Source organism: Marivirga tractuosa (assembly GCF_042140215.1).
In the GTDB taxonomy this organism is placed as follows: domain Bacteria; phylum Bacteroidota; class Bacteroidia; order Cytophagales; family Cyclobacteriaceae; genus Marivirga; species Marivirga tractuosa_A.
This window is the reverse complement of the sequence record NZ_CP159478.1, coordinates 4,636,031-4,651,070: the sequence shown is the minus strand read 5'-3', so window position 1 is coordinate 4,651,070 and position 15,040 is coordinate 4,636,031. Positions and strand designations below refer to the sequence as shown.

The 15,040-nt window shown below is 35.0% G+C and carries 17 protein-coding genes; all 17 read left to right on the top strand.

Annotated elements, in window-relative coordinates:
• Window positions 1-98: 98 nt before the first annotated feature.
• The 17 genes from ABWH96_RS20665 (at window position 99) to merA (ending at window position 14,991) form a co-directional block, all read left to right on the top strand.
• Window positions 99-716: a DUF4304 domain-containing protein gene (locus ABWH96_RS20665; RefSeq protein ID WP_375579380.1), complete on the top strand. Its 618-nt coding sequence runs from the start codon at window positions 99-101 to the stop codon at window positions 714-716.
• 139 nt (window positions 717-855) lie between these two features.
• Window positions 856-1,455: a DUF4738 domain-containing protein gene (locus tag ABWH96_RS20660; protein WP_375579379.1), complete on the top strand. Its 600-nt coding sequence runs from the start codon at window positions 856-858 to the stop codon at window positions 1,453-1,455.
• A 212-nt stretch (window positions 1,456-1,667) separates the two neighbouring features.
• On the top strand, window positions 1,668-2,315 hold the full coding sequence (locus ABWH96_RS20655; RefSeq protein WP_375579378.1) for a hypothetical protein: 648 nt from the start codon (window positions 1,668-1,670) through the stop codon (window positions 2,313-2,315).
• A gap of 205 nt (window positions 2,316-2,520) precedes the next feature.
• Entirely contained in the window at window positions 2,521-3,264 is a 744-nt protein-coding gene (locus tag ABWH96_RS20650) for a hypothetical protein (RefSeq protein ID WP_375579368.1), read from the top strand.
• Between the two features lie 151 nt (window positions 3,265-3,415).
• Window positions 3,416-4,135 (top strand): hypothetical protein, encoded by a 720-nt coding sequence (locus ABWH96_RS20645; protein WP_375579377.1) that lies wholly within the window; start codon window positions 3,416-3,418, stop codon window positions 4,133-4,135.
• 172 nt (window positions 4,136-4,307) lie between these two features.
• Complete coding sequence (locus ABWH96_RS20640; protein ID WP_375579376.1) at window positions 4,308-5,231, top strand: hypothetical protein; 924 nt, start codon at window positions 4,308-4,310, stop codon at window positions 5,229-5,231.
• A 146-nt stretch (window positions 5,232-5,377) separates the two neighbouring features.
• Window positions 5,378-6,307 (top strand): hypothetical protein, encoded by a 930-nt coding sequence (locus ABWH96_RS20635; protein ID WP_375579375.1) that lies wholly within the window; start codon window positions 5,378-5,380, stop codon window positions 6,305-6,307.
• A 300-nt stretch (window positions 6,308-6,607) separates the two neighbouring features.
• On the top strand, window positions 6,608-7,153 hold the full coding sequence (locus ABWH96_RS20630) for an RNA 2'-phosphotransferase (RefSeq protein WP_375579374.1): 546 nt from the start codon (window positions 6,608-6,610) through the stop codon (window positions 7,151-7,153).
• Window positions 7,150-7,728 carry a hypothetical protein gene (locus ABWH96_RS20625; RefSeq protein WP_375579373.1) on the top strand — a complete coding sequence of 193 codons (579 nt, stop codon included), beginning with the start codon at window positions 7,150-7,152 and terminating at the stop codon, window positions 7,726-7,728. Before ABWH96_RS20630 ends, ABWH96_RS20625 begins: the two co-directional genes overlap by 4 nt.
• Window positions 7,729-8,081: 353 nt before the next feature.
• Entirely contained in the window at window positions 8,082-8,627 is a 546-nt protein-coding gene (locus ABWH96_RS20620; RefSeq protein ID WP_375579374.1) for an RNA 2'-phosphotransferase, read from the top strand.
• Window positions 8,624-9,202 (top strand): hypothetical protein, encoded by a 579-nt coding sequence (locus ABWH96_RS20615; RefSeq protein WP_375579373.1) that lies wholly within the window; start codon window positions 8,624-8,626, stop codon window positions 9,200-9,202. Before ABWH96_RS20620 ends, ABWH96_RS20615 begins: the two co-directional genes overlap by 4 nt.
• A gap of 214 nt (window positions 9,203-9,416) precedes the next feature.
• A complete protein-coding gene (locus ABWH96_RS20610) occupies window positions 9,417-10,454 on the top strand; it encodes a toxin-antitoxin system YwqK family antitoxin (protein WP_375579372.1) in 1,038 nt (345 codons plus the stop codon).
• A gap of 165 nt (window positions 10,455-10,619) precedes the next feature.
• Window positions 10,620-11,639: a hypothetical protein gene (locus tag ABWH96_RS20605; RefSeq protein WP_375579371.1), complete on the top strand. Its 1,020-nt coding sequence runs from the start codon at window positions 10,620-10,622 to the stop codon at window positions 11,637-11,639.
• Window positions 11,640-11,955: 316 nt separating this feature from the next.
• Entirely contained in the window at window positions 11,956-12,333 is a 378-nt protein-coding gene (locus ABWH96_RS20600; RefSeq protein WP_027375684.1) for a metalloregulator ArsR/SmtB family transcription factor, read from the top strand.
• Window positions 12,330-12,935: a mercuric transport protein MerTP gene (gene merTP, locus ABWH96_RS20595; RefSeq protein WP_027375685.1), complete on the top strand. Its 606-nt coding sequence runs from the start codon at window positions 12,330-12,332 to the stop codon at window positions 12,933-12,935. The genes ABWH96_RS20600 and merTP overlap by 4 nt, the downstream gene beginning before the upstream one ends.
• 47 nt (window positions 12,936-12,982) lie before the next feature.
• The gene (locus tag ABWH96_RS20590) at window positions 12,983-13,342 is read left to right on the top strand and encodes a heavy-metal-associated domain-containing protein (protein WP_027375686.1); all 360 of its coding nucleotides are present in this window, start codon (window positions 12,983-12,985) and stop codon (window positions 13,340-13,342) included.
• Entirely contained in the window at window positions 13,339-14,991 is a 1,653-nt protein-coding gene (merA, locus tag ABWH96_RS20585) for a mercury(II) reductase (RefSeq protein ID WP_027375687.1), read from the top strand. The genes ABWH96_RS20590 and merA overlap by 4 nt, the downstream gene beginning before the upstream one ends.
• The last annotated feature ends 49 nt before the right edge of the window (window positions 14,992-15,040 follow it).

Here is a 15,040-nt window from a genome sequence, read left to right as displayed (position 1 = left end):
TTCTTAACGTTACCTGCAATTTTACCAACGAGGAAACTGACTGCGAATAGAGAGATTGATTGATAATTAATTGACAAAAAATACAGATAGAAAAGAATATGAAGTCTGCCGATTTTAAGAAAATAGTAACAAAAGAACTTGCACCCTTTCTCCGAGAGAATGGATGGAAGGGAACTGGCTTTGATTACAACAAACATATTGAAAATATTGTCAAAGCATTGACTATTCAACCATCAAGTTCTGGTGGAAAATTTTGCATTGAAACTGGTGTTCATTTTGATTTTATTCCTCTGCCAGTAGAGAAGGATTTGTCAAAGCTGAAAACTTGGGATATGGATATAACATCTCGCTTGACTCCTAATGATGAAAATGATTTTTGGTGGGAATTTCCCAAAACAGACGCAGAGATTGAAAGTTTATTTTCTGAACTGAAAGAATTGATTTCAAACAAGGGGGAAACATATTTTAGCCATTTTGACAATTGGGAAGAAACTGTATCCCAATTTACGACTGATAGTATTGAGAACGGAGATACTAAATCTTTTATCAGAAAACCTCAGACTAGAACAGCATTATTTTTAGCTAGAATGAATCAATTCTTGAACAACAATAATAAAGCAATTGAATTCTCTGAATATGGACTATCCAAAATTGTAGGAAATAAAGGTTCTGGATTAATTCCTGACTTTGAGGAAATAATAAAAAAAAGCAGGTAACAATAAATATACGTAATGCGGGGCGATTTGGTAAATTTGAACTTTAAAGCATTTAATAAACAAAGTAACGATTTGATAGTGAAGCACCTTGAAATCCCGCACTACGCATATTCGAGCCGTTGTGTGTAATAAGCGTGAAATGATAAAACATTATTTATTTGTAAGTATTGCTTTAATAGCTTTTGTGAGTTGCCAATCAAGACAAGGACATGAAAATGGGCAGACATCTAAGACAGAGTCTTCCAAAGTAGTGACAAGTGAAACAAAGAATTCAGAAATCGATTCTGCATTTAAAAAACATTCACATGTGCTTCAAAGACTCATACCTGAATACATTTCAACTGCAAAGTTTGACACCTTGATAAATGAGCAAAATATTCAAATAAGGATAACTAAGACTTACTTGGACAGTTACGTCTTAGACGAGTATGAGATTAACGACACCATTTATCAGGATAAGTACCGAGACTCTAAAATTCAATTAGATATAAGAGAGGGTGAATCCATTCTTATTGACTCTACTTTCACAAAAACAGCATTCTCAAAATTTGCAGACAAAGAATTCTTAGATATTGCAAGATTTCATAGATATTGGTTTAAAAATCTGAAAGACGGTAGATTAGAATTCTTCGGAGTAATTTCCAAACCTGAAACGGATTGGTCATTTGCATTTAGTCAATACTTTGATTTAGCAAGCAAAGAATTAACTGTTGAACCCTATGAAGATGAGGAAATATAATAAACTACACACAACATTCTGTCATAAATCATGGCTGTTAGTAGGTTATTGTTCCTTCAGTTCTTCGTAGAAAGCCCGTCAATCCGCAGGATTGACTTATTTGTGAAAATTAATTTAATAAGCCAATCCTGCGGATTGCCTCGGTAGTTAACGCAAATTTTTATACTTTTAATCAGCCACGAATTTATACAGTGGCGTTAGCATTTAGAACCATGAGAGAGCTTTTTCTATTAACAGCTATTTTTTTCACCATAACCCCTGTATTTGGACAAAAGGCTTCCAATGACTGCTTATCTCCAATTGGGGCAAGTTTATTTGGAGACAAGGAATACGAAAAGAAAGTAGAAGAAATTCTTATTAGTCAATTATCAAACTTTCAAATTCTTAGATACCAACAATCTGAAACCTTCTGGGCTATTGAACTCGATACCACTGACCTAAAAAAACCTAGTTTCTATTTCATTACACATGTTAGTCCTTCAAAAAGTATTTGGAACTCTCTCCCTGAAACTGATGATATAGAAATCAATAAAATCATCAAGCATATCCGAAGTGAAGACTATGAGCTAATCAGTAATCTTTTTTCTGCGGCACTTGGTTCAGTTTGTGCAAATTGCCAAAATTTTGGAATTGATGGTTCTACGTTTCATTTTTCCAATATCAGATTGACGGGTAAAATTTGGCTAGTTAATCCCCCAACTCCTAATTCAAAAAAGGAAAGACTTGTATTGATTTGCCAAGAAATAAACAAACTTGTCATCAACACTAAACTTTTTAAAATCAATATTCAAGCGAGCTTAAAGAATCGTATTTTAAGCTTAACAAACGACTTTAAAAAACAAAATGCTAACATTCACTAAAAATGCATTTGCTTACTGCTTCTAGCAAAGTGAGCAGGTAATTCACCACAAAGCCAAACTGAGGCGTTCAATAACATTTAATACAATCACTCAGAAGGTTTCTATTCTTTTATCTTTCATTAATTGTGGTTACGGTTTGGCTTCGCTACTTTAGTATTTCATCAGCGAAGTGAAGCAAACGCATTTTAGCTTTGCGTTAGCATTCATGAGATATACAATTACATTTTTCATATTAATTATTTTCGGATGTTCTTCAAAACCGAATAAAGAAGATGTTGTGGATTTGGAAGATGCAATATGTGAAGAAGAAATTGAACAGGCATTTAAGCTCTTAAAAAAAGATACAGTACAATATGTGCTAATTAATGAGATTCCAAGATACGAGAGGGAGCTAAGACAAGTATTGAGTGAATCTAATATTCAATTGGAGTTAGTAGCATCTATGCATGGGGAAGGATATTGTCAAAAATCTGTAATGGATAGCGTAATAAATGAACGTTTTGGTTCAAACTATTTGATGCTGATTAAAAACCAAGCGGATAGTTTATTTCTTGCAACCAATAGAGGATCAGTTTTTCCTGAACAACAACTCGATGAACGACCGCTTTTGGCAACTAATCCAAATTTCAATGGGCAAGAAGAAATTATCAAAAGGCTAAATAAAAAGACCTTTGCAAAAGATTCAATAGAACTGATATCCAATATTGTGAATGCTCCATATTTTGTTGTGAGTTTCATTGTTAATAAGGATGGTGAATCTTCTAACGCTGAAATAACTGAACGAAATGCAACCGATGATTATATGGAACTTGAAAATGTTATTATTAACGAGATAAATGGGTTAACTGATTGGACTGCAGGGAAAATTAGAAATGAAATCGTTTCAAGCAAAATAGAAGTAGCAATAGCTGTGAATGATAAACGAAATGCTAACACCAGCTATGAATGAATGGGGTTTCATCAGTCCGGAGAGTTTGGCGGTACTTGGAAAGTCAGCCACAATTAGTAAATTAATTAATTGCTGTGGCTGTGTGCAGTTGGCAAACTTAGTAGTTTCTAAGCCCCACTCATCATAGCCTAAGCGTTAGCAGTAATATAATATGCCTGAGAAGTACCAAATAGACCTGAAACACCAAATCAAATCCATATCAAATGGACTATGGAACATAGGAATGATTCCAGTGGTTTTGGCTGTTCTATGGTTTTGGAAAGGTATTTATCCTGACCCTGAACTAATAATACTACTAATTCTATGGACCTTATTTTGGTTTATCCCAGCATTAATACTTCATCCTACTTACTTCTTCCTTAATAAATCGACAGTTATAGAAATTGACCGCCAAAAAGAAAAAATTTACATAACAGAAAAGGGAAAGTTATTAGAAATTGATTGGAATGAATTAAAAGAAATCGAGCGTATTTACTATTCAGATTATCGACATGCAGAGTGGAAACAAAACTACATACCAATGCCGTGGCGAAATTATGGTCTTCTTAGAATACAAACCTTGGACAATCAAGAGTACTTTTTCACCTCTTTGATGATAGACATAGTAAACCCACCAATTCAACCAACTAAAAATTCATATAAATTCATTCCATTTCCACCAAAATCATTGAGACAAAGACAAATTGAATCCAAGGAGAAAGAGAATGCTGAAAAGAATAGAATTGACCAATTCAAAATAAAATTCAGAGAACTATCTGAATTTGAATTAAAGAAAAAAAGTATATCCAATGACCTTGTTTATGAAGCGAGAACAGCGGCACAGGAATTAATAAATGAAAAAAATAAAACTGCTAACACTAGCTATGAATGAATGGGGTTTCATCAGTCAGGAAAGTTTGACGGTACTTGGAAAGTCAGCCACAATTTGTAATTTTAACTGTTGCTGTGGCTGTGTGCAGTTGGCAAGCTTAGTAGTCTTTAAGCCCCACTCATCATAGCCATAGCGTTGGGTACAATTTCGTTATCGCAACTTAACCAAACTAATGAAACGAACCGCTATCTTCTCTTTTGTCTTGTTAATTTTAGGACTTCAAAATGCTTCAGGACTTAATTTTTTAACCTATTACCAGACAATTAACAAAGCTGAGATTGCACATCTTGACAAGGATTATGGAAAGGCTGATTCCCTTTATCAGTTCGCCTTTAATTTAGTAGACAAACCATTTAAAAATGATTACTTATTAGCTGCAGTGAATTCAGACCTTCTAGCTGAAAATGGGAGAACCTATGAATATCTTGTCGAAGGAATTTCAGTTGGCTTGACTATTAAAAGTATCAGGAAACACCTTTCGACTTTTAAAAAATCAAAGGAATGGAAAATATTGAGGGAAAAGTATGACTCTTTGCATCAAGAATATGTAGGAGGCTTAAATACTGTGCTTAGAACTGAATTACTTAGTATGGTAGACAGTGATCAAGCGGCTCGACATCCTATTTTTGGAAGTTTGAGAAAAATGGAGAGCACAGACAGTCTTAACTATGAACGTCTTTCGGAAATTATCATAGCAAATAATGGAAAATGGCCGGGTAGATCTTTGATTGGAGATGGAAAAGAAGGAGACAAGTATGCTTATGGAGAAATAACTATTATGTTACATCACTTTACCTCGGAACAAGTAAACAACCTAAAACCTATTCTAGTTGATGCCATATTGAGAGGTGATTTATCACCTTACAACGCTGCATACCCATTGGATTACAAGAACCTAGTAAGAATTGGTAATATTAATAAGTCAAGTTATGATATTTGTTTTTTAATTGGATCCTACATAGGCCACGCTGGGAAGAAACCGGTTATTTGTGACTGCGAAAAGGCTGAAGGGGAAAGAGAAAAATTAGGCCTTGAGCCATTAAATGATTACTTCAGAAAACGAAGTACAACATTTGAATGCTATTATGAAGAATAACAGTACCCAACACTAAATATGGGTCATTGGGCAGAGAGTGCTAAAGTTGAAAATGATTACATTTGAGAAAAAATGTGCGGAATTGGCAGTTAGGAGCTTTTAAATGCCCAACGCCCCATATTCTTAACGTTATCTCCAATAAAAATATGACCCTTACTATCTCTATTATAATTATTATTCTGGTTCTTGTTTTTGTATTATTGAGGAGACAAAAAAGAGAAAGTAACTCTTCTGTACCTTCAACTCAAAGGTTTGAACATTCTGACTCCTCCGATATTCAATTCTTTTTAAAGATACTTCGCAATTACGATAAGGTGATAGAGTTAGAACTTCAAAATGAAATATACAAGTTCAACATAAGTAAACAGCTTCTCGAATCTTTCCAAAAGCATGATGTAGATAATAACATAAGAAGAATGCTGAGAGACATAAATCAGACCAATGGAATACATAGAGAATCGGCAACAATTCTTTTTGACTCAAATCATCCAGATGGAGAAGGCCCAGGAATTATAACTGACAAATTTGGAAAAATATATTGGTTTTATCATGGGTTTGGTAAGCCTAAAATAGAGTATTTGACTGCCAATATCTGGGAATTGTTGATGCCAGAGAAAGACCTAGTTGAACTTATCAAAGGTCCAGACGAAGTAATCAAAATAAACAACTCAGTTAATTTAGCCAAATTGATTGATGATTCTAGGGTTTTGAAATTCGGAATCCATGGTTTTTATATTGAGGATTATGAGGATCAACTAAAAACCTTATTTGAGCAGAGTAATGGAAACTTGACGCTTAAAAATTTTCAATCAGACAGTCTTGGTAAAGATCTTGGATCAACTGTTAATATTGAACTCAATATTAATGAAGTGAAATTTGAATTTCAGATTGAAAAAAGTAAATGGTATGACTTTAACTTTCCGAATGTAATCAATGGTTTTTTGATTGAATTGAAGTCAGAATTTATGTTATGCCTAGTGCATGAAAACGGCTGGGATGAAACACACGGAATCCTCTTAGGTAGCAAAGAAGAATTTGCGCTGCTACTTAACAATAAATTGATTAGAGGTAGCTAAATAGAAATGAAAAGGAGATAACACTAAATATAGGTCATTGGGCAGATAGTGCTAAAGCTGAAAATGATTACATTTAAGAAAATATGTAAGGAATTGGCAGTTTGGAGCCTTGAAGTGCCCAACGCCCTATATTCTTAACGTTGTAGCCAATTCCTCCTATAGCCAAGTCATTGACTCCGCAAGCTAACGGTGGAGCCAAGAAATTAAAAGAATTAATAACAAAACATGATGATTGTAAATAATTGATATGCAACAGTTTAATTAAATGTTAGTCAGAATTATAGGAAAGCTCACTACAAAATGATAACTGATAAGATTAAGATAAGTAAGTTTTTGAGTTTGGTTTTGAGACACAAACCTGAAACGATTGATTTAGAACTTGACGAAAATGGATGGGTTAATACGGATTTTTTAATTCAGGGAATGCATAAAGCTAATTACTCGATTGACATTGAGATATTAAAGGAAATTGTAAAATCAAGTGACAAGCAAAGATTTAAGTTTAATGATGACTTTTCGAAAATAAGAGCTAATCAAGGTCATTCAATAAATGTTGACTTGAAATGGGAGAAAAAATTACCCCCAAAAATACTATTTCATGGAACCGCAACCAGAAATATTGATTCAATAAAAAAGCATGGACTTTTAAAGCAAAATCGTCATCATGTTCATTTATCAAGTGATACAGAAACTGCGAAAAAGGTCGGAATGCGATATGGGAAACCAATTGTTTTGAAAATTGATGCTGGGAAAATGAATACTGATGGAATTGAATTCTATCTTTCTGAAAACGGTGTATGGTTGACAGAAAATGTTGATGTAAAATATATCAAATTTGAAATATGAGTCTTTTTAACTGGTTGAAAAGTAAGAATAACAAACCTGATGAGAAAAAGAGTGGTCTTTATATGCATGAAGACTTTTATTGTCAAGTTGAGTTAGTTCCTAGAGAGAATTTTGTTGACTTGAAAGACGAAAATGAAAATATAGATGAGTTTGCTCAAAAGCATAGTGACGGTATAGGATTCACAGATATTTATGTTCGCGAAGGACAAAATATTAAGACTTCAGAAAGAAAAATATCAATTAATGAGTTTAAAGCTTTAATGGAAGTATGTGGATTTCAAAAGGTCGATGAAGTTTATCATGGATATAGTTCCTATAAAGCTACCTGTTCAAGTACTTGGGGATTTAAATTAGACTCATCAGCAGTATTCTGCGATTTTAAAAATGACATGATTGAGAACATTTGGATTGACGGTTTCCGTTTTAACAAAGATTCGGTAAATAAGGAACAGTTGATAAATACCTTATTCGAAATTGAGGCAAAATGGAACCTAATATTGAACGACTGGGACTTGACAGAAACCATTGATTTAAGTAATAAAAAATCGATAGATGATTACATTAGTGAAGAATAACTGGCTACAACACTCTGTATGAAATCATGGCTGTTTAGTAGGTAACGATACTGCATTTCTTTTTAGAAAGCCCGTCAATCCGCAGGATTGACTTACTGTATAGAAGTAATTTAGCAAGCAATCCTGCAGATTGCCTAGTTAGTAGCATGAAACTTTTGTACTTTTAAATCAGCCACGCTTCATACAGTAAGCGTTGTAGCCAATTCCTCCTATAGCCAAGTCATTGACTCCGCAAGCTAACGGTGGAGCCAAGAAATTAAAAGAATTAATAACAAAACATGATGATTGTAAATAATTGATATGCAACAGTTTAATTAAATGTTAGTCAGAATTATAGGAAAGCTCACTACAAAATGATAACTGATAAGATTAAGATAAGTAAGTTTTTGAGTTTGGTTTTGAGACACAAACCTGAAACGATTGATTTAGAACTTGACGAAAATGGATGGGTTAATACGGATTTTTTAATTCAGGGAATGCATAAAGCTAATTACTCGATTGACATTGAGATATTAAAGGAAATTGTAAAATCAAGTGACAAGCAAAGATTTAAGTTTAATGATGACTTTTCGAAAATAAGAGCTAATCAAGGTCATTCAATAAATGTTGACTTGAAATGGGAGAAAAAATTACCCCCAAAAATACTATTTCATGGAACCGCAACCAGAAATATTGATTCAATAAAAAAGCATGGACTTTTAAAGCAAAATCGTCATCATGTTCATTTATCAAGTGATACAGAAACTGCGAAAAAGGTCGGAATGCGATATGGGAAACCAATTGTTTTGAAAATTGATGCTGGGAAAATGAATACTGATGGAATTGAATTCTATCTTTCTGAAAACGGTGTATGGTTGACAGAAAATGTTGATGTAAAATATATCAAATTTGAAATATGAGTCTTTTTAACTGGTTGAAAAGTAAGAATAACAAACCTGATGAGAAAAAGAGTGGTCTTTATATGCATGAAGACTTTTATTGTCAAGTTGAGTTAGTTCCTAGAGAGAATTTTGTTGACTTGAAAGACGAAAATGAAAATATAGATGAGTTTGCTCAAAAGCATAGTGACGGTATAGGATTCACAGATATTTATGTTCGCGAAGGACAAAATATTAAGACTTCAGAAAGAAAAATATCAATTAATGAGTTTAAAGCTTTAATGGAAGTATGTGGATTTCAAAAGGTCGATGAAGTTTATCATGGATATAGTTCCTATAAAGCTACCTGTTCAAGTACTTGGGGATTTAAATTAGACTCATCAGCAGTATTCTGCGATTTTAAAAATGACATGATTGAGAACATTTGGATTGACGGTTTCCGTTTTAACAAAGATTCGGTAAATAAGGAACAGTTGATAAATACCTTATTCGAAATTGAGGCAAAATGGAACCTAATATTGAACGACTGGGACTTGACAGAAACCATTGATTTAAGTAATAAAAAATCGATAGATGATTACATTAGTGAAGAATAACTGGCTACAACACTCTGTATGAAATCATGGCTGTTTAGTAGGTAACGATACTGCATTTCTTTTTAGAAAGCCCGTCAATCCGCAGGATTGACTTACTGTATAGAAGTAATTTAGCAAGCAATCCTGCAGATTGCCTAGTTAGTAGCATGAAACTTTTGTACTTTTAAATCAGCCACGCTTCATACAGTAAGCGTTAGCTGCAACCCATAATAAAATGATAAAGACAATTATATTAACAATTACACTGACTCTAAATATATCTTTCTGTTTTAGTCAGACAGAGGATGAGAAAACTGAAAAGGAGGCAAAAAAGGCTCTTAAAGAATGGTTTGAAAATCCTACTATTAGCGATGACCTTCTTGATCCAAATGCTATTGATCAATTTGAGGATAGCGGTAGATTTGAAAATGGAGTCAAGGAAGGACTTTGGATTGAATATGCTCTCGACTCATCTATGATGGGGGAAACGGTAACTATAAAAGTGGGTGACAAAGATGTGCCGATGACTTTTGGAGGTGTTTTGCAAAAAGAAATTGGAGAATATTCAAATGGCAAAAAAGAAGGAATATGGACTACTTATGAATCAAGAGATAAAGAACCCCCATTTTATTGGAATCGAAGAATAGTTACAAACTTTAAAAATGGGAAAAAACATGGGGAGGAAATCAATTATCACGGATATGAAGAGAAGTACCAAAGACCGATTCAAATAAAACATTGGAAAAATGGTATTGAACATGGAATTGGTAAAATATATGACGTTAATCACCCTTATAAACTACAACAAGTATACAATGCCATAGACGGACAAATGTGGCTTCTTGAGCAATATTATCCTAATGGTAAATTGCAGGCAAAATTCACTGACACGACAATTGCAGGACAAGAACTTAAATACCTTCGAACCTATTATGAAAGTGGGGCATTAAGAGAAACCGGATACTATATCAATGGAAAAGACAAATTTGGAAAATGGAAGTTTTACTATGAAAATGGCAAAGTTGAATCGATTGAAAACTATGAAAACGATAAATTAAATGGGAATTATAAATATTACCATGACAATGGACAGCTTTGGACAGAGAGAGAATATAAAAATGGATTACTTTGGAATGTTTATTCCAATTACAACAGGAATGGAAAAAAGAATGATGAAGGAACCATAAAGAATGGGACGGGTACTCTAAACATTTATGACGCTGAGGGAAAACTAACAGACACTGTTGAATATGTAAACGGTGAAGAAAAATAAGAATAAAGGGTATGCAGCTAACATCGGTTATGGCTAATGCGGGCTGATTGAGTGAAAATGAGGATATTGCAAAAAAATAAACGTAAGAGCGGACGGTGAAGAACCGAGCTTCGAAACTCCGCACTAGCCATAGCCGAGAACCGTTAGCGCCAATAAGAGCATTTAATGAATAGACTGCTACTCCTCATATTATTTAGTAATATCCTGTTCTTTCATGGCAAAGCGCAGGACAGGTCTAGAATAGATTCCATGTATCTAGTCAAGATACCGTTTGATAGCATTAAAGCGAAACAAGACCTTAAAAACGATACAGTAAGATTGCTCAATATCTTTTCATTAACTTGGGGGTCAATAGGAACTAGAATTGACGAAACGATAGAGCCCTATCAACTAGATTCAATAGAAAAATCATTCGGTTTTAAAAACGAAGTAATTGCCCTCGACAGTATTATTCCACAACATGCCAAAATGAGGGAATCTGAGTATAACAGAGTAGTCATTCAATATCTTGATTCAATCCACGGTATTGACTTTTGGGAAGAGTACAAAAAGCAAATACTTAAGACATTTATAAAGAATCGTGATTATTGTGGTGCTTTATTTGCAGACTTAGAATTATCAGCTGATACGACAAAAAAGGAAACAAATTTCATCGATGACCACAGAAGAATTGGCTATCTACAGAATTCTAAACATCCAGTGGAAATCAGATATTATTATACCCCATCTCTTGTAAACGGAGGTTCAGTAACTATAATTCAGTGCATAGAAGGGAAATTTGAAGCTAAAAAAGTTGAGTATTGGTTTAATCCTAATAAGACTTATGAAAAGCGAAAAATTAATAAGACTAAAGTAACCCCACTGACCCCAAAGGAATCTTGGGATTCGATTACTGACTCACTTCACTCCATGAACTTTTTTAACTTCCCTTCAATGGAAGTGATTAGACCAAGAATGAAAAAGACCATGAAATTGAAAGATGGCAGAATAGTTGAGAAACGAAGCATGATAACTGATGGAGCCACCTATACTTACCAAATAAAAATTGATAATAAAATAAGAACTTTTTCTTATCACTCACCCATGTCTTGGTATAAAGTTTATGACAATGTAGAGGAGCTAAAAATAGCAGATGATATAAGAAATCTCTTTGAAACTCATTTGAAAGAGGATAAAAGTCGCTAACACCAGCTAAAACCAATGGCGGTTAGCAGGCAATTGATATATTCTCTCTTTTTGCTACCTTTATCTAGTGCGGACAAGACTAGGCATTTAATCCGCCACAGTTTTTAGCCTTAACGTTGTGCGTCACCCTAAAAACCCACCGCACATTTAGCACATTTGGTTTTTCCGACACTCAAAGCCAACGCTAAAAAACCAAAAGAGCTAAATCACCCACCGCTGACAAAGAAGAATTGTTAAAAACTATAATTAAGTATTTGCTTAAATAAGAAAACTATTTGTATTTTTGCTGCGTTATTAAATCCTAAACAAGGAAATTATGGAAAACAATCAATCGTGTATCCGTGTGTTTGCCGACAAGGTTCAAATAGACAATTGTAGAGAAATACTTCAAACCAACGACAAGGCATTCAGTCAACTGAGTGGACTTTTAGCATTGGCAGGAAACGAAGTAAGGTTAAAAATCTTATTTCTCTTAGAAGAAGAAAACGAACTTTGTCCTTGCGACCTTTCAGACATTCTCGGAATGAGCATCCCTGCCGTTTCGCAACACCTCAGAAAACTAAAAGACGGAAACGTCATTGAAGGTAGAAGAGAAGGACAAACCATTTTCTACTCTTTGAAACAGGAGCAACTTACTTTACTTCGTCCATTTTTTAAACACATCATAAACAATTCAAAAAAGGAAACAGTATGAACAAGAAAAACAACAGACTTGTCGGAGCGGGTGTGCTTTCGGCAGTAGCAGCATCACTTTGCTGCATTACACCTGTATTGGCTCTTATTTCAGGAGCTTCAGGAGTGGCATCTACCTTTTCATGGATGGAACCAGCAAGACCTTATCTAATCGGTATCACCGTTTTGGTATTGGGCTTTGCTTGGTATCAGAAACTCAAACCACGAACAGCCGAAGAAATCCAATGTGATTGCGAAGAAGACGAAAAAAAACCCTTTATGCAGACCAAAACATTCTTGGGAATTGTAACCGTGTTTGCAGCCTTGATGCTCGCTTTTCCAAACTATGCACACATTTTCTATCCTTCAAACGACAACAAGGAAGTTGTAATCGTCAATGCTTCTGACATCCAAACGGTAACTTTTGATGTAAAAGGAATGACTTGCAATGGTTGTGCTTCACACGTAGAAAATGATGTGAACAAATTGCCAGGCATTGTTAAGGTAGATGCGATTTATGAAGAAGCGATTGCCAAAGTAGAATTTGACCAAACCAAAGTGAGTATCGCTCAAATTGAAGAAGCCATCAACGGTACAGGTTACAAAGTGGTTGGCAAGAAATAGTATTTTTTTGCCTTTTGTATTTAAGATCTTAATTAAATAATTACACAATGAAAAAGAATTTAATTCTATTGAGTGCTTTGTTCCTAATTGGAATTGCTCAGCTCAATGCACAATGTTGCAAACCGACTGACAATAAAGCACAAACAGCAAATACAACACAGCAAGAAGGTAAGACCCTGCAACTGAAAATCACGGGAATGACTTGTGCAGGTTGTTCCAACCATATTTCAAATGCCCTCAAAGAAGTGGACGGCATTATTGAACACAAAGTGGAATATCCGGGCGATTTGGCAACCATCCAATACGACCCAAAGAAAACAAATCCTGACGCTATCATCAAGGTTATTGAGCAGACAGGCTATAAAGCCGAAATCATTAAGGAAAATCAAAAAGAGAAATCATTATGAACAAAGAAATAATAAAACTTGACATCATAGGAATGACCTGCGACCATTGTGCAACAGGCATTGAAAAATTACTTTCCAAAAATGAAGGTGTAAAAGAAGCTAATGTGAGCTATCCAAAAGCTACTTGCGAATGTTCTTTTGACCCTACCAAAACCAGCAAAGAAGAAATCATTAATACCATCAACGGCACAAAAAACTATCGTGTAAAAAGTGAAATCCCTGATAATGGAAACAGCGGAATTAATCAATTTGATTTAATCATTATCGGTGGCGGTTCGGCTGCATTTTCGGCAGCAATCAAAGCCGAAAGTTTAGGATTATCGACCTTAATGGTAAACGGTGGTTTGGACTTTGGCGGTACTTGTGTCAACGTGGGTTGTGTGCCTTCTAAAAATCTTATTCGTGCAGGCGAGTCGGCTTATCACGCTACACATTCCAACTTTGAAGGCATCAAGCCAAAAGGAGTTGATATTGATTTCGCTCAAATCATCAAAGACAAGAAAAAATTAGTAGCCACACTTCAAGAGAAAAAATATATGGATGTGGTAAGCGATTTTGAAAACCTGACTATGCTAAAAGGTTGGGCAAAATTCAAAGACAACAAAACCATTTTGGTTGATGGCAAGGAATACAAAGCCTTCAAATTTTTAATTGCTGCGGGAGCTACGACCAACATTCCGACTATTGAAGGATTGGACAAAATTGACTACTTGACCAACGTTTCCCTTTTCGACTTGGAAGAAAAACCCGAAAGCTTGACCATTATGGGAGCAGGTTACATAGGTTTGGAAATTGCAATGGCGTACAATCGTTTAGGCGTTAAAGTCCGAATCATTGAATTTACCGACCGTGTTCTACGGACACAAACCCCAGACATCAGTGAAGCATTGGAAACCCAAATGCGAAAAGAAGGCATTGAAATCTTACCTAATTTCAGAGCCGTGAAATTCGAGAAACAAGCGAATGAAACCATCATTCACTGTAAATGTCCTGACGGTTCATTTACGCAAATTATAGAAAAAGGTAAGGTAGTAATTGCCACAGGCACAAAAGCCAATACAAGCCAATTAGGGTTAGATAACATTGGTTTGGAACTCACCAAAAGCGGACATATCGCTGTGAATGAAAAAATGGAAACCAATCTACCTAACATTTACGCAGCAGGTGACGTAACCAACACCCCTGCATTTGTTTATACAGCCGCTTTTGAAGGTAAAATTGCCGTTGAAAATGCGTTCTCAGGAACAGATAATAAAGCCGATTATTCTTCTTTACCTTGGGTGGTGTTTACTGACCCACAAATTGCAGGGGCAGGTTTAGATGAAGCACAGGCAGAATCAAAAGGCATTCCGTTTGAAGTGTCAAAATTGGAATTGAAAGACGTACCGAGAGCCATAGCAGCCAACGACACAAGGGGTTTCATCAAACTCATTCGTAACTCGGAAACTGACAAACTTATAGGTGCAAGAGTAGTCGCACCCGAAGGTGGAGAACTCATACAACAATTAAGTATGGCAATCAAATACGGAATAATGGTGAAAGACTTAGCAGACAGTTTCTACCCTTATTTGACTTTGGGAGAAGGTATAAAATTAGCAGCAATAACTTTCGGAAAAGACGTATCAAAATTAAGTTGCTGTGCCAGTTAATCCGCCCCAAAGGCACACACTCTTGCAAGTCGCACCAGCCAACGCTTGA

Excerpts from the sequence above, each read along its gene's own strand:
- ABWH96_RS20665 (WP_375579380.1), top strand. The coding sequence starts at position 99 with ATGAAGTCTGCCGATTTTAAGAAAATAGTAACAAAAGAACTTGCACCC.
- ABWH96_RS20660 (WP_375579379.1), top strand. The coding sequence starts at position 856 with ATGATAAAACATTATTTATTTGTAAGTATTGCTTTAATAGCTTTTGTG.
- ABWH96_RS20655 (WP_375579378.1), top strand. The coding sequence starts at position 1,668 with ATGAGAGAGCTTTTTCTATTAACAGCTATTTTTTTCACCATAACCCCT.
- ABWH96_RS20650 (WP_375579368.1), top strand. The coding sequence starts at position 2,521 with ATGAGATATACAATTACATTTTTCATATTAATTATTTTCGGATGTTCT.
- ABWH96_RS20645 (WP_375579377.1), top strand. The coding sequence starts at position 3,416 with ATGCCTGAGAAGTACCAAATAGACCTGAAACACCAAATCAAATCCATA.
- ABWH96_RS20640 (WP_375579376.1), top strand. The coding sequence starts at position 4,308 with ATGAAACGAACCGCTATCTTCTCTTTTGTCTTGTTAATTTTAGGACTT.
- ABWH96_RS20635 (WP_375579375.1), top strand. The coding sequence starts at position 5,378 with ATGACCCTTACTATCTCTATTATAATTATTATTCTGGTTCTTGTTTTT.
- ABWH96_RS20630 (WP_375579374.1), top strand. The coding sequence starts at position 6,608 with ATGATAACTGATAAGATTAAGATAAGTAAGTTTTTGAGTTTGGTTTTG.
- ABWH96_RS20625 (WP_375579373.1), top strand. The coding sequence starts at position 7,150 with ATGAGTCTTTTTAACTGGTTGAAAAGTAAGAATAACAAACCTGATGAG.
- ABWH96_RS20620 (WP_375579374.1), top strand. The coding sequence starts at position 8,082 with ATGATAACTGATAAGATTAAGATAAGTAAGTTTTTGAGTTTGGTTTTG.
- ABWH96_RS20615 (WP_375579373.1), top strand. The coding sequence starts at position 8,624 with ATGAGTCTTTTTAACTGGTTGAAAAGTAAGAATAACAAACCTGATGAG.
- ABWH96_RS20610 (WP_375579372.1), top strand. The coding sequence starts at position 9,417 with ATGATAAAGACAATTATATTAACAATTACACTGACTCTAAATATATCT.
- ABWH96_RS20605 (WP_375579371.1), top strand. The coding sequence starts at position 10,620 with ATGAATAGACTGCTACTCCTCATATTATTTAGTAATATCCTGTTCTTT.
- ABWH96_RS20600 (WP_027375684.1), top strand. The coding sequence starts at position 11,956 with ATGGAAAACAATCAATCGTGTATCCGTGTGTTTGCCGACAAGGTTCAA.
- merTP (WP_027375685.1), top strand. The coding sequence starts at position 12,330 with ATGAACAAGAAAAACAACAGACTTGTCGGAGCGGGTGTGCTTTCGGCA.
- ABWH96_RS20590 (WP_027375686.1), top strand. The coding sequence starts at position 12,983 with ATGAAAAAGAATTTAATTCTATTGAGTGCTTTGTTCCTAATTGGAATT.
- merA (WP_027375687.1), top strand. The coding sequence starts at position 13,339 with ATGAACAAAGAAATAATAAAACTTGACATCATAGGAATGACCTGCGAC.